Raw genomic sequence first — 13,308 nt, 5'->3', positions numbered from 1 at the left:
CGTGGACCGCCTTGTCGGCACCCATGGACAGCGCCTTGCGCAGCGCGTCCTTGGCGTCCTCCGGGCCGACGGTCAGCACGGTGACCTCGGCGTCGTCCGCGTTCTCGGCGATCTGGAGGGCCTGCTCGACCGCGTATTCGTCCAGCTCGGAGAGCAGACCGTCCACGTCGTCCCGGTCGACGGTCAGGTCATCGGCGAAGTGCCGGTCGCCAGTGGCGTCGGGCACGTACTTCACAGTGACAACGATCCTCAAGCTCACGCCGGCTCTCCTACTGCATCGTCATTTCCGGTCTGCCTCTTGCAGGCAGCATAGGCGCCTCAAGCGGCCGATCCCGGTCGGGGCGACCGCGCGCTCCGAACGAAATATTACTCGCCAGTACACCCAGTTGATGCCCGCTAAGCAAGCGCTTTGAACTGTGACCTTCGCAACGCAGCGTAACCGGAATCCGACCGCGTCGCAGGGGGAAGCGGGGCGTGATCAATCCCGCAGGCCGCCGAAGCGGCCCTGGTGGTAGAGCAGGGGGCGCCCGGTACCGGAGGGGTCACCGAGGACGACTTCGGCGAGCACGATGCGGTGGTCCCCGGCAGGGACCCGCCCGACGACCCGGCAGACCAGCCAGACCAGCACCTCGTCCAGCACCGGAACGCCTTCCGGGCCGTCGCGCCACGCCGTGTCGGGGCCGAAGCGGTCGGCGCCGCTGCGGGCGAAGGTGGCGGCGAGCTCCTGCTGGTGTTCGCCGAGTATGTGGACACCCACGTGGTCGGACTGCGCCATCGCGGACCAGCTCGAGGAACCGGTGCTGATGCCGAAGGAGAGCAGCGGGGGCTCGGCGCAGACCGAGGTGAGGGAGGTGGCGGTGAAACCGACCGGGCCGGCCTCCCCGCGGGCGGTGATCACCGCGACCCCCGCGGCATGCCGGCGGAAGGCGGAGCGCAGGAGGTCGGGGGAGGCGAGCCGAAAGGTGCCGAGATCGGGCGTGGCCGTCATGGAACTGTCCTTCTACGGGAGTTGGCGTGGGTGTCCGTCGCTGCTCAACAGCCGGGACAGCGCGCGCTCGCGGTACGGGCCAGGTCGACGTGGACCCGTCCGAAGAGAAGGAGTTCGGAAGGCATGGGGTCAGGCTGACGATAGGTGGTGCGCTCAGTCAAGTACGTTCCGCGATCCGAAAGCCGCCCCACCGTCACCGGCACGCCGTCACACCGCCTCCCCGAGCGCCGCGATGACATCGGCCTTGCGCGGCTGGCCGGTGGCGCGCCGCACCACCCTCCCCTGGGCGTCGAGGACCAGCACGGTGGGGGTCTTGAGGATCTGGAGTTCGCGTACGAGGCCGAGGTGGGCCTCGGCGTCGATCTCGACGTGGGTCACGCCGGGGACCATCCCGGCGACCTCACCGAGCACCCGCCGGGTCGCCCGGCAGGGGGCGCAGAAGGCGCTGGAGAACTGCACGAGCGTGGCCCGCTCACCGAGTTCGCCGCCCAGCTCGGCCGCCCCGAACCGCTTGCCGTCGTCCCGCCCGCGCACCCGCACTCTCCCGCTCCGCCGCTTGTGCAGCACTCCGTAGGCGCTCGCCACGACGAGCACCGCCACGCACACCATCACTCCGGTCATCATGCGTACCAGCATTCACGAGACTGCAAAGATTCCCACCTCCCCCTGGGGACCTCTCATCCGGAATGCTTGATTCATGGACATTGACGTGAGGGGGCCGCGCTTCGGGGCGGCCGTGACGGCCATCGTGCTGGCGGTGGTGCTGCTCACCGGGAGCGTGTGGCTGCTGGCCTGGCAGACCCTGGCGTTCGCGCTGGGTACGGCAGGAGGCGTGGGCCGGTCACCGTACGGCTGGCTGTTCCGGAAGGCGGTGCGCCCGCGGCTCGGCCCGCCGACCGAGTTCGAGGCGCCGCAACCGCCGCGGTTCGCGCAGGCGGTGGGGCTCGTCTTCGCCGGGCTCGGCCTGGCCGGGTACGCGCTCGGGCCCGGGTGGCTGGGGCTCGCGGCGACGGGGGCGGCGCTCGCCGCCGCCTTCCTGAACGCGGCGTTCGGATACTGCCTGGGCTGCGAGTTGTTCCTGCTCGTCCGGCGGGCGACGGTGCGTACGCAGTGACCGGACAGTAAAAGGATCTTAAAAGGCCGAGGTGGAGAATAGGCCGACGTGACGAGGATCTCGCCGTGGCGGGGCGCCAGGACTGGCTCCCCGCCCGTTCTTCGGGCACGATCTGCGAGAGCCGTAAACCTACGGCTGCGTAACTTCACGCCGGGATCCCTTTCCCAGGCCGAGCAGAAAGGGTCCGCCCCGCCCATGGCAGAGCTGGTCTACCGTCCCGTCATCGGTCTCGCCCTGACGATGTTCAAGGCCTGGGACCTGAAGATCGACTGCAAGGGTTCGGAGAACATCCCGCGCTCGGGCGGCGCGGTCCTGGTCAGCAACCACATCAGTTACCTGGACTTCATCTTCAGCGGCCTGGCGGCGCTCCCCCAGAAGCGGCTGGTGCGTTTCATGGCGAAGGAGTCCGTCTTCCGCCACAAGATCTCCGGCCCGCTGATGCGCGGCATGAAGCACATTCCGGTGGACCGCAACCAGGGCGAGGCGGCGTACGCGCACGCGCTGGACTCGTTGAGGTCGGGTGAGGTCATCGGGGTCTTCCCGGAGGCCACCATCTCGCAGTCCTTCACGCTGAAGAGCTTCAAGTCCGGTGCCGCGCGCCTGGCCCAGGAGGCGGGCGTGCCGCTGGTCCCGATGGCACTGTGGGGCACGCAGCGGCTGTGGACCAAGGGGCATCCGCGCAACTTCAAGCGCAGCCACACCCCGGTCACCATCCGCGTCGGCGAGGCGGTCGAGGCCTCCCGCGAGCAGTACGCGGGCGCCATCACCCGCCGGCTGCGCGAACGTGTCCAGGAGCTCCTGGACTCGGCCCAGCGCGCCTACCCGGGCCGGCCCAAGGGCCCGGAGGACTCCTGGTGGCTGCCCGCCCACCTGGGCGGCACGGCCCCGACGCAGGAGCAGCTCAAGGCCGCTGAGTCACACTGACCCTCCGCGCTGCCGCCCGCACCGGGGTGGGCGGCGGTTCACAGTGCCGGGGGCAGGGTGCGCCACAGGTGGGGGCGGTCGGGGGCGGCCCTCAGGGCATGCAGCACCGCCGGGTGCGGGGCGGCGTACAGGACCGGGTAGTCCAGCTCGCCGGAACCGGGGTCGGGCTCGAAGGCCAGCCGCTCCCCGCGCAGGGAGAACCGCGCGTCGACACCCGGTTTGTTGCCGCGCGGGTCCTGCCGGTGCCAGGCGCCGTTGAAGCGCACGGCGACCAGGCCGTGCACCACGTCGAACTTCTGGTAGCAGAGCGCGGTCGGGATGTCCTCGGCCCGGAGCAGCGCGGCCAGCGCGTGGGCCTTGGCGTAGCAGATGCCGGTGCCCTGCTCCAGTACGTCCGAGGCGCGCCAGGTGACGCGCGGGTCGCCGGAGTCCTGCGAGTGCGGGATGGTATCGCGCACGAACTCGAAGGCGAGGCGCGCATAGACATACGAGTCATCGGCATCCTTCGCGAGACGCGCGGCCGTCTCCCGGACCAGCGGGTGCTGGTGGTCGATGACCTCGTCGACAGCCAGATAGGCGGACAGGTCAGGGGTCTCCTGGATCAGCTCCATGCCCGCAGAGCATAGGAACGCGATCACCCGAGAGTCAATGACTTTTCAGGTGACCGCATACCTATGCATAATTCGGCGGCCGGGCGCTCAGCGCGCCATCTCCTCCTTGACCGCCGCCACGAACGCGTCCACGTCCTCCTCGGTGGTGTCGAAGGAGCACATCCACCGGACGACGCCCGCGGCCTCGTCCCAGAAGTAGAACCGGAACCGCTTCTGCAGACGCTCGCTCACATCGTGCGGGAGCCGGGCGAAGACCCCGTTGGCCTGGACGGGATGGATCAGCTCCACCCCGTGCACCGCCCGCACGCCCTCCGCCAGCCGCTCGGCCATCTCGTTGGCGTGGCGGGCGTTGCGCAGCCACAGATCCCTGGCGAGCAGGGCCTCGAACTGCACCGACACGAAGCGCATCTTCGAGGCGAGCTGCATGGACATCTTGCGGATGTGCTTCATCCGGCGGACGGCGTCCTGGTTGACGACCACGACCGCCTCGCCGAACAGCGCGCCGTTCTTCGTCCCGCCCAGCGAGAGGATGTCGACCCCGGCCGCGTTGGTGAACGCCCGCATCGGAACGTCCAGGGAGGCGGCCGCGTTGGCCAGCCGGGAGCCGTCCAGGTGCACCCTCATGCCGAGCGCGTGGGCGTGCTCGCAGATCGCGCGGATCTCGTCCGGCGTGTACACGGTGCCCAGCTCCGTGCTCTGGGCGATCGACACCACCTGTGGCATGGCCCGGTGCTCGTCCTCCCAGCCGTACGCCTGACGGTCGATCAGCTCGCAGGTGAGCTTGCCGTCCGGGGTGGGCACGGTGAGCAGCTTGAGGCCGGCCATCCGCTCGGGGGCGCCGCCCTCGTCGACGTGGATGTGCGCGGACTCGGCGCAGATCACCGCGCCCCAGCGGTCGGTGACCGCCTGGAGCGCGACGACGTTCGCGCCGGTGCCGTTGAAGACCGGGAACGCCTCCGCCGTGGCACCGAAGTGGCTGCGGATGATCCGCTGGAGGTGCTCGGTGTAGTCGTCCTCGCCGTACGCGACCTGGTGGCCGCCGTTGGCCAGGGCGATGGCGGCGAGCACCTCGGGGTGCACGCCCGCGTAGTTGTCACTGGCGAAACCGCGGACCTGCGCGTCGTGATGGCGACGGGCGTCGGTCTTCGGGGGGTTCACGGCTTCTCGGTCAGCCACAGGCGGTGTCCGTTCACTTCGGCGGCGGGCTTGCTCCAGACCTCGGTGATGGCCTCGGCCAGGTCCTTGACGTCGGTGAAGCCCGCGAACTTCGCGTTGGGGCGTTCGGCGCGCATGGCGTCGTGCACCAGCGCCTTCACCACCAGGATGGCAGCCGCCGAGGTCGGCCCCCCGGCGCCCCCGGCCTTGCGGAAGTAGTCGGCGAGGGCCAGCGTCCAGGCCTCGGCGGCGGCCTTGGCCGCGGAGTAGGCGGCGTTGCCGGCCGTGGGCTTGCTGGCGCCCGCGGCGCTGATCAGCAGGTACCGGCCGCGCTCGCTGCGCTGCAGCGCCTCGTGGAAGGCGAGGGAGGTGTGCTGCACGGTCTTGACGAGCAGCAGCTCCAGGAAGTCCCAGTCGTCGAGGCTGGTCTTGGTGAAGGTCTCGCTGCCGCGCCAGCCGCCGACGAGGTGGACGAGACCGTCGATGCGGCCGAAGTCCTTCTCGATGTGCGTGGCCCAGTCGCGGGTGGACTGCAGATCGAGCAGGTCCACCGTGTCCCCGGTGACGGTGGCGCCGCCGGCGGCGTAGCGGGCCGCGTCCACGGCCTCCGACAGCCGCTCCGGGTCGTTGTCCGCGCCGATGACGGTCGCGCCCGCCTCGGCCAGCCTGCGCAACGTCGCCCGGCCGGCGGGTCCACCCGCGCCGGCGACCGCGATCACCGCACCGTCGAGAGCCCCGTTCCCCATTTTCGCCTCCTGCTGAGCGGTGTTCCTGCGGTCGCTCACGCGGCGACCCGCTCGGCGCCGTCCGCCGTGATGCCCTTGGTGGAGGCGATCACGTTCTTGAGCTTCTTGGACAGTGCCTCATAGAACATGCTCAGCGGAAACTCGTCCGGAAGCACGTCATCCACCAGCTTGCGCGGCGGCTGCGTGAGGTCGAGGGCGTCCGGGCCCTTGGCCCACTTCGAGCCCGGGTGCGGGGCGAGGTAGGTGGAGACCAGCTCGTACCCGGCGAACCAGTGCACGAGCTTCGGACGGTCGATGCCGTCCTTGTACAGCTTCTCGATCTCGGCGCACAGCTGGTTGGTGACCTGCGGCGCGCGCTCCCAGTCGATGGAGAGCCGGTTGTCGGTCCAGCGGACGACGTCGTGCTGGTGCAGGTAGGCGAAGAGCAGCTGGCCGCCGAGGCCGTCGTAGTTGCGGACGCGCTCGCCGGTGACCGGGAAGCGGAACATCCGGTCGAACAGCACGGCGTACTGCACGTCACGGGCCTGCGGAACGCCGTCCGCCTGGAGCTTCACGGCCTCCTTGAAGGCGGTGAGGTCGCAGCGCAGCTCCTCCAGGCCGTACATCCAGAACGGCTGGCGCTGCTTGATCATGAATGGGTCGAACGGCAGGTCGCCGTGGCTGTGGGTGCGGTCGTGGACCATGTCCCACAGCACGAAGGCCTCCTCGCAGCGCTTCTGGTCGTGGACCATCGCGGCGATGTCCTCGGGCAGCTCCAGGCCCAGGATGTCGACGGCGGCCTCGGTGACCCGGCGGAAGCGGGCGGCCTCGCGGTCGCAGAAGATGCCACCCCAGGAGAATCGTTCCGGCGCCTCGCGCACGGCGATCGTCTCGGGGAACAGAACGGCGGAGTTGGTGTCGTACCCGGCCGTGAAGTCCTCGAAGGTGATGCCGCAGAACAGCGGGTTGTCGTAGCGGGTGCGCTCCAGTTCGGCCAGCCAGTCCGGCCAGACCATGCGCAGCACGACCGCCTCGAGGTTGCGGTCGGGGTTGCCGTTCTGCGTGTACATCGGGAAGACCACCAGGTGCTGCAGGCCGTCGGCGCGGTGCGCGGCGGGCTGGAAGGCGAGCAGCGAGTCCAGGAAGTCCGGCACCTGGAAGCCGGTGTCGGCCCAGCGGCGCAGGTCGGCCACGAGGGCCTCGTGGTAGGCGGCGTCGTGCGGCAGCAGCGGGGAAAGCTCCAGGACGGCGTCGGTCACCCGGCGGACGGCGGCGGCGACCTCGGCCGGTCCCGGGGCGCCCTCGGCGTCGAAGTCGATCGATCCGTCCTTGGACTGCCCTGGCCGGATCTGCTCCACGGCATCCTTGAGCGCAGGCCATGCAGGGTGTTCGACCACCCTGACCGCAGGAGGAACCTGCTCCTGCGAACCCACCTGCACAAGAATTTCCGTCATGTCCCATCCTCCACGGGAGAACCTCACGTAAGGACACCGTACGCATACGGCGTTTCTCCCAGCAAGAGGGGGCTCCGGAAATTGTCCTGCATCACCCCATGGTCACCGCTCTTTTTCCTGTCCGGCATCATCCAGACGCACACTTCCGCTTCGGGTGAAGGCATGAGAAAGGCGGCTGGGGGCAGGAGGCCCGGTCGCGGGGATCCAGCCGGTCAAGCAACAGGACCGGCCGTCACCCCGAACGCGCGTGTACGTGCGGGTTCAACCCGTGACCCGGCCATTAGGCTGCGAGCCTGCCGCGTGGACGGCGACGTCCGTCCGGTCCGCGCGCGCGCCGAGCCGCCGTCGACGGAAGCGAGTTGAACCTTGAACTTCCTTACCATCGGTCACCGCGGGATCATGGGTGTGGAGCCCGAGAACACCCTCCGTTCCTTCGTCGCCGCCCAGCAGGCCGGCCTCGACCTGATCGAACTCGATCTGCACCTGAGCAAGGACGGCGCCCTGGTCGTCATGCACGACGCGGATGTGGACCGCACGACCGACGGCACCGGCCCGATCGCCGAGAAGACACTCGCCGAGCTGCGCGCCCTGGACGCGGGCCTGGGCGAACGGGTACCGGTGTTCGAGGAAGTCCTGGACGCCGTGAAGGCACCGCTTCAGGCCGAGATCAAGGACGTCGCCGCGGCCCGGGCGCTGGCCGAGGTGATGCACCGGCGGGATCTGGTCTCCCGGGTGGAGGTGTCCTCCTTCCACGACGAGGCGATCGTGGAGATCGCCCGCCTGGTCCCCGGTGTCCGGACGGCGCTCATCGCCAGCCTCCCCCCCTTTCGAACGGGCTCGGGCGGGGGGACCCCCATCGGCACCGACGTGGTGGAGCGGGCCGTGGCGGCCGGTGCCGCCACCGTCTGCCTCAACATCCGCCGGCTCACCCTGGAGATCGTCGAGCACGCCCGCAAGGCGGACCTGAGGATCATCGGCTGGGTGGTCAACACCCAGGACCACCTGCGGCTCGTGCGGGCCCTCGGCCTGGACGGGGCGACCACCGACCACCCCGAGATCAAGCGCACGGGCCGCTTCACCGCGTGACGGCCGCGTCGCGGCGATCATGCGAGTGGCTTGACCAGCAGCTCGAACTGCAGGTCGGCGCGCTGCGGGATGCCGAAGCGCTCGTCGCCGTACGGGAAGGGCGTCATCCGGCCCGTACGGCGGTAGCCGCGGCGTTCGTACCAGGCGATCAGGTCGTCGCGTACGGAGATCACCGTCATGTGCATCTCCGTGGCCCCCCAGCTCGCGCGGACCTGCCGCTCCGCCTCGGCGATGATCAGCTTGCCGAGGCCGGCGCCCTGGAGGACGGGGCTGACCGCGAACATGCCGAAGTAGGCGTGGTCACCGCGGTGCTCGAGCTGGCAGCAGGCGACGATCCGGCCGTCCCGCTCGACCGTCAGCAGCCGGCTGTCCGGTGACTTGACGACCGCCAGCACGCCCTCCTGGTCCGTCCGCTGACCCTCCAGGATGTCCGCCTCGGTGGTCCACCCGGCTCGGCTGTCGTCGCCCCGGTAGGCCGACTCGATCAGCGCTACCAGCGCGTCCACATCGGCGTCGGTGGCGTCACGGAAGGTCAGTCCGGCGGCGGCGGTGTCCATGGCGAAACGTCTCCGATCTCTGGCGCGGCAGGGCAGGACGAGACTAACCCTGCCACTACCCTCCGGGTGCATGGTGCACGTACTCAGCAGCCGGACACTCCTGCGCCCGACCGACCCCGAACGCTCCCGGTTCTTCTACGGCGAGCGGCTCGGGCTCCCCGTCTGCCGCGAGTTCGGCACGGGGCCGGACCGGGGCACCGTCTACTTCCTCGGTGGCGGCTTCCTCGAGGTCTCCGGGCGGTCCGAGACCCCGCCGTCGCCGGCCGTGCGGCTGTGGCTGCAGGTCCCGGACCTCTCCGAAGCCCACGAGGAACTCCGCGCCCGCGGCGTCGGGATCGTCCGGCCACCGGTGAAGGAGCCCTGGGGGCTGGTGGAGATGTGGATCGCGGATCCCGACGGGGTGCCCATCGTGCTGGTGGAGGTACCGGCCGATCACCCGATGCGGTACCGGCCGGGAATCTGACGGCCCGGAGGTCCGGCGGGCCGGCCGGCCCCCGCGGTCCCGTCAGCTCAGCGGTGTCACCCTCACCCGGTCGATGACCGGGGCGTACGCGGAGCGCTGACCGTGGGCGTTGCGGCCGGTGCCGTCGAAGTCGGGGAGCTCGTCGGCGGTGAAGGCGACCGTGTTGGCGCCCCGGCGCAGGGTGACGGGGACGGAGAGCTCGAAGAAGTTGTTGAAGTGGAAGGTGGTCGGGAACAGCACCCGATGCGGGGCGGCTCCGTTGACGGAGACGTCGGCGTGGCGGCAGAGCGGATCGGGGTTGTAGTGGGTGGCGGGCGCCTGTTCGCCGTTGGAGTAGCGGATGGTCAGCGCGTGCCGTCCGGCCCGCTCGGCCGGCACGGTCAGGGTGAGCGAGTTCGCCGGTCCGGCTCCGATGCCGGCCACCGCCTTGCCGCCGGTGGCGAAGGTCTGGGCACCGGTGACGTGCGCCCGGCCGGTCAGGAGCCCGTCCTCCGCCTGGTGCGTGGAGGTCGGCAGCAGGCCGCGGGACGGTCCGGCCAGCAGCCGGTCCAGGACGAGCCGGTCCGACGCCCCGGTGACCGTGATCTTGTTGATGCCGCCGGCCAGGAAGAGGGGTACGGAGTCGCGTTCGACGGGCCCGAGTTCCTCGCCGTTGACGGTGAGCAGGCCCTCGCCCGGTCCGATGAGGCCGACGGTGACGCTCGCCTCGCCGTCGGCGGGCGCGTGCACCCAGAAGGTGGCGGTGCCCCCGCGCGGCAGGACGACCGCGCCGGGTCCGGAGGAACCGCGGTGGGCGTAGGTCACCCACGCCCCGTTCCCGAGCGCGGCGTACTCGGCGTCGTAGAGGGCGGGCGCGGTCACGTGCTCGTCGCGCAGGGCGAGGTCGAGCCGGTCGACGACCGCGTCGCCGCGGGTGACGCCGAGGTCGGCGTCACGGGCGGCCAGGGTGAGCGTGTGGCGGCCCGCGGTCAGCTCCACCCGGGTGTCGGTGCGGCCCCAGACCGCCCACTTGTAGCCGAGGGGCAGCCGCAGTTCCTGGGGTCGTCCGCCGTCGACGCGCAGGAAGACGTTGGTGGGGCCCTGCTCGCGCACGCCTTCGGCGAGGTTGTGGGAGTTGGCGAGGACCGAGACGTCGTACGTCCCGTCGCGCGGGACCTCGACGTCGAAGGCGAGGACCAGGTCGGAACCGGTGCGCAGGCCGCCGACGTGGTGGCCGCCGGAGGTGGCGAACTTCTCCACCTCGGCCGGGGATCCCTCGGGCCCGTGCACCACGTGGCCGGCACCGCTGTGCGCCGCGTCCTCGGCCTCGTACGTCCGCCGCCAGCCGGCCGAGGGTGCCGCCGCGGCGGCACCGTTGCCGCCCGGCGACATGACCGCCTGGTAGGCGGACATCTCCTCCAGGCCGGGCAGGCTCACCGTCACCTTGCCGTCCACGACGGGCAGTTCCAGGTCGGCGAGGATCAGCGGCTGGGCCGAGGCGCCCAGTTGGCCCGTCCACGGGATCTCCTGCAGCCGTACGTGCACGACGGTGCCGAACACCTCCGGGTCGACGCCCCCGAAGACGAGGCCGGCACCACCGCTGCCGCCGCCGAAGAGCACCCGTGCCTGGCGCTTGGCCCGGTCGAGGGCGGCGACGCCCTGGAGGGTGTACCGCGCGTCGGGCCTCGGCGCGGTGACCCGGACCGTGCTGCCGGTGAGCTGTCCGTAGGCGTTGAACAGCCACCACTGGCCGTTGCCCTTGTTGGCCTCCACCGCGGAGTCGTTGAGGTTGCCGTCGATGTTCCAGTACGCCAGGTCGGCGTCGACCTTGCACTCCTCCAGAGCGGCGATCCACTGGATCATCTGGCCGGGCACGGACAGGTGGTAGTTGTGCGCGTACTCGTTGATGTTGACCGGCAGCGGGCCGATCCCCAGTTCCCGCTCCGTGCGGCGGTACTCGGCGACGTTCCGGCGGATCTCGTCCGGTGACGACAGCTCGTGCCAGGTGACCACGTCGGGCAGGACACCGTGGTCGCGGGCGAACTCCAGGAAGCCGCGGACCTCCGGGTACAGGAGGCAGGTGTTGGGGCCCGCGATGCGCGCGCCGGGGTGGAGTTCCCGGATGAGCCCGCAGAGGTCCCGCCAGGCGGCGAACCAGCGGGTGGGGTCGTCCCGCCAGGAGACGGTGTCGTAGCTCCACTCCCCCGTGCCGAACATGTTGCCCTCGGGCTCGTTGAAGGGCACGTACACGACATGGGACGCGAGGGGACCGAGCGTGCGCACTTGCTCGACCTGGTGGCGGACCCGGGCCCTGAAGTCGCCGAGCCGTTCCGCGCCCGTGGCGCCGGGCCACCGGTAGGGGAAGCCTCGGTAGATGTCGGTCATGTAGATGTACACGTCCCGGCCGCCCGCCTCGACGAAGGAGGGGAGGATCTCCAGGGCGTCGGCGCCCGGGTGCTGGGTGCCGTCCTGGGCCTTGGTGGAGACCGTACGCACGTACATGCCCTCGACGACGTTGCGGCTGGGCACGCCGTCGCCGTAGAGCCCGTACAGCGTGCCGCTCGCCCCGCCGTGGACGGGGCCGGTGTCGGTGCCGAGATCGACGGTGAGCGTCTGGGCGGCGGAGGCTGCGTCGGTCACGACACCATCCCTTGTTCGCGATTTCGTACGTGAGTCGGCGAACCGAACGGGATTGACCGTAGGGATCACCTCCGGTAGGCGTCAACGGTCGCGACGGCCGCTTCTCACGCGCGCAGCGCGCCCATCCGTCCCTCCAGCCGGGTCAGCAGCTCGGCGAGCAGGCCGGCCAGTTCGCCCTGGTCTTCCGGGGCGAGCACGGACAGCACGGCCGTCTCGTAGGCCAGCTGCTCGGGGAGGACGCCGTCCACGAGGGCGCGGCCCGCGTCGGTGAGGCGCAGGTGGGCGACCCGGCGGTCCCGGGTGTCGCCGCGGCGCTCGACCAGGCCGCGCCCGGTGAGCTGCTTGAGGCGCTTGGTGACGGCCGCGCCGGAGGAGAAGGTCTCGCGGGCCAGCTCGCTGGGGGTCAGCTCGTGGCCGGTGCGGCGCAGGGCGCCCAGCAGGTCGAACTCGGGGCGACTGAGCCCGGCCCGGCGCAGTGGGGCGTCCTCGGCCTGTTGCAGGAGGGCGGCGCAGCGGTTGATGCGGCCGATGACCTCCATGGGTCCGGTGTCCAGCTCCGGGTGGACGGCCTGCCACTGCCGGACGACCGCGGCGACCGTGTCGCCCCTCGCCGCGTCGCCGTCGGCCGTCGGTCGTCCGTTCGTCCCCGTCATGGCCGTACGTCCTCCGTGGTCCTCGTCCCGGCCGGGGGGTGCAGCCCCTGGCGTCGTACCGTCGCGGCGAGCGTACGGTGTCCGGACTGTTCCGCGAGCACCACCCGCTCCTCGGGCAGGGCGCGTTGCCACCACTCACCGGACGCGGCGTCGGCCGTGGCGCGCAGTTCGACCAGGGCGGCGGCCAGCGAACGGCGGGCCGCTTCGAGGGCGCGGGGCTCCGGGCGGGGCTCCGCGACCAGGCGGGCGGCGCGCTCGCGGGCCCGCTCGGCCGCGTTCAGGGCGTGTTCGAGGCGGTCGCCGGCCCGCCGGTTGGTGACGGCGACGGCGGCGGCGAAACCGACGAGCGCGCCGACCAGGGTGTCCACGATCCGCTCGGTGATCAGTGCGGAGGAGTCCTGCGTGCGGGCGAATTCCGTGATGAGCAGCGCCATCGGGGTGACGCAGACGTTGCCGAGCCAGTAGTTGCGGCCGATCAGCGCCTCGGCTCCGAAATTGAGGGCGAGGCAGCACAGCACCAGGGCCGCGGGATGCAGGTGGGCCAGCGGGACGAGTGCGGCGAAGAGCAGGACGCCGGCCAGGTTGCCGACGACGCGCTGCACGCCCCGGCTCCAGGTGAGGGTGACGTTGGCCTGGTAGAGGGAGGCGGCGGTGACGACGGCCCAGTAGGGCCGGCCGATGCCGAGGACGAGGGAGGCGTATCCGGCGAGAGCGCAGCCGATGGCGGTGCGGGCGGCTATCGGGGCGAGCGACCCGAGGGCGCGCCACCAAGCGGGGTGCGGGGCGGCGCGCTCGGCGTCCACGCCGAGCAGTTCGTCGGCACCGGCGGCGTCCGGGACACCGGTCCGCGGGACGCGGCCGGTGCGGTCTTCCAGTCGACGATCTCGTACGTCGTACCGGCGCCGTCGTCGCGCCGGTAGACGGCGTCGATGCGGCCCCGCACGACGCGGCCGGCGAGG

Annotated in this window: 13 protein-coding genes and 2 pseudogenes; 4 read left to right on the top strand and 11 right to left on the bottom strand. The window is 71.2% G+C overall.

The window, feature by feature from the left end; all coding sequences use genetic code 11:
* The 3 genes and pseudogenes from ABZX30_RS36335 to ABZX30_RS36325 all read right to left on the bottom strand — a co-directional run.
* Positions 1-259: pseudogene (locus ABZX30_RS36335) on the bottom strand (electron transfer flavoprotein subunit beta); the annotation flags it as partial.
* Positions 260-478: 219 nt separating this feature from the next.
* Complete coding sequence (locus ABZX30_RS36330) at positions 479-988, bottom strand: flavin reductase family protein (RefSeq protein ID WP_355942192.1); 510 nt, start codon at positions 986-988, stop codon at positions 479-481.
* 207 nt (positions 989-1,195) lie between these two features.
* Positions 1,196-1,609, bottom strand: coding sequence for a thioredoxin family protein (locus ABZX30_RS36325; RefSeq protein WP_355942194.1), 414 nt, complete (start codon positions 1,607-1,609; stop codon positions 1,196-1,198).
* A gap of 76 nt (positions 1,610-1,685) precedes the next feature.
* On the opposite strand from ABZX30_RS36325, the gene ABZX30_RS36320 reads away from it, so the two are divergent.
* On the top strand, positions 1,686-2,102 hold the full coding sequence (locus ABZX30_RS36320; protein WP_355942189.1) for a DUF4395 domain-containing protein: 417 nt from the start codon (positions 1,686-1,688) through the stop codon (positions 2,100-2,102).
* Between the two features lie 195 nt (positions 2,103-2,297).
* Positions 2,298-3,026: a lysophospholipid acyltransferase family protein gene (locus ABZX30_RS36315; RefSeq protein WP_355942186.1), complete on the top strand. Its 729-nt coding sequence runs from the start codon at positions 2,298-2,300 to the stop codon at positions 3,024-3,026.
* Positions 3,027-3,064: 38 nt separating this feature from the next.
* Here ABZX30_RS36315 and ABZX30_RS36310 read toward each other — a convergent pair whose 3' ends face one another.
* The 4 genes from ABZX30_RS36310 to ABZX30_RS36295 form a co-directional block, all read right to left on the bottom strand.
* Positions 3,065-3,637: a transglutaminase domain-containing protein gene (locus ABZX30_RS36310; RefSeq protein WP_355942183.1), complete on the bottom strand. Its 573-nt coding sequence runs from the start codon at positions 3,635-3,637 to the stop codon at positions 3,065-3,067.
* Between the two features lie 87 nt (positions 3,638-3,724).
* Positions 3,725-4,795: a low specificity L-threonine aldolase gene (locus tag ABZX30_RS36305; RefSeq protein WP_355942180.1), complete on the bottom strand. Its 1,071-nt coding sequence runs from the start codon at positions 4,793-4,795 to the stop codon at positions 3,725-3,727.
* Positions 4,792-5,538, bottom strand: coding sequence for an SDR family oxidoreductase (locus ABZX30_RS36300; RefSeq protein ID WP_355942177.1), 747 nt, complete (start codon positions 5,536-5,538; stop codon positions 4,792-4,794). The genes ABZX30_RS36305 and ABZX30_RS36300 overlap by 4 nt, the downstream gene beginning before the upstream one ends.
* Positions 5,539-5,573: 35 nt before the next feature.
* Positions 5,574-6,971 carry a DUF6421 family protein gene (locus tag ABZX30_RS36295; RefSeq protein ID WP_355942174.1) on the bottom strand — a complete coding sequence of 466 codons (1,398 nt, stop codon included), beginning with the start codon at positions 6,969-6,971 and terminating at the stop codon, positions 5,574-5,576.
* Between the two features lie 366 nt (positions 6,972-7,337).
* Here ABZX30_RS36295 and ABZX30_RS36290 point away from each other — a divergent pair, with 366 nt between their 5' ends.
* A complete protein-coding gene (locus ABZX30_RS36290) occupies positions 7,338-8,057 on the top strand; it encodes a glycerophosphodiester phosphodiesterase family protein (protein WP_355942171.1) in 720 nt (239 codons plus the stop codon).
* Positions 8,058-8,074: 17 nt separating this feature from the next.
* On the opposite strand, the gene ABZX30_RS36285 is transcribed toward ABZX30_RS36290, so the two are convergent.
* Entirely contained in the window at positions 8,075-8,614 is a 540-nt protein-coding gene (locus ABZX30_RS36285) for a GNAT family N-acetyltransferase (protein WP_355942168.1), read from the bottom strand.
* Between the two features lie 70 nt (positions 8,615-8,684).
* Here ABZX30_RS36285 and ABZX30_RS36280 point away from each other — a divergent pair, with 70 nt between their 5' ends.
* Complete coding sequence (locus tag ABZX30_RS36280; RefSeq protein WP_355942166.1) at positions 8,685-9,077, top strand: VOC family protein; 393 nt, start codon at positions 8,685-8,687, stop codon at positions 9,075-9,077.
* A gap of 42 nt (positions 9,078-9,119) precedes the next feature.
* Here the strand turns inward: ABZX30_RS36280 and ABZX30_RS36275 are convergent, their stop codons facing one another.
* The 3 genes and pseudogenes from ABZX30_RS36275 to ABZX30_RS36265 form a co-directional block, all read right to left on the bottom strand.
* On the bottom strand, positions 9,120-11,696 hold the full coding sequence (locus tag ABZX30_RS36275; protein ID WP_355942163.1) for a cellulosome protein: 2,577 nt from the start codon (positions 11,694-11,696) through the stop codon (positions 9,120-9,122).
* A 104-nt stretch (positions 11,697-11,800) separates the two neighbouring features.
* A complete protein-coding gene (locus tag ABZX30_RS36270) occupies positions 11,801-12,349 on the bottom strand; it encodes a MarR family transcriptional regulator (protein ID WP_355942160.1) in 549 nt (182 codons plus the stop codon).
* A pseudogene (locus ABZX30_RS36265) lies at positions 12,346-13,209 on the bottom strand (FUSC family protein); the annotation flags it as partial. The gene ABZX30_RS36270 and the pseudogene ABZX30_RS36265, both read right to left, overlap by 4 nt.
* Positions 13,210-13,308: the final 99 nt, after the last annotated feature.

Origin of the sequence: Streptomyces sp. NPDC004542 (assembly GCF_040610035.1) — a bacterium.
Taxonomy (GTDB): domain Bacteria; phylum Actinomycetota; class Actinomycetes; order Streptomycetales; family Streptomycetaceae; genus Streptomyces.
Note: the sequence above shows the minus strand (reverse complement) of the source record. Positions and strands in the feature narration are given on the sequence as shown.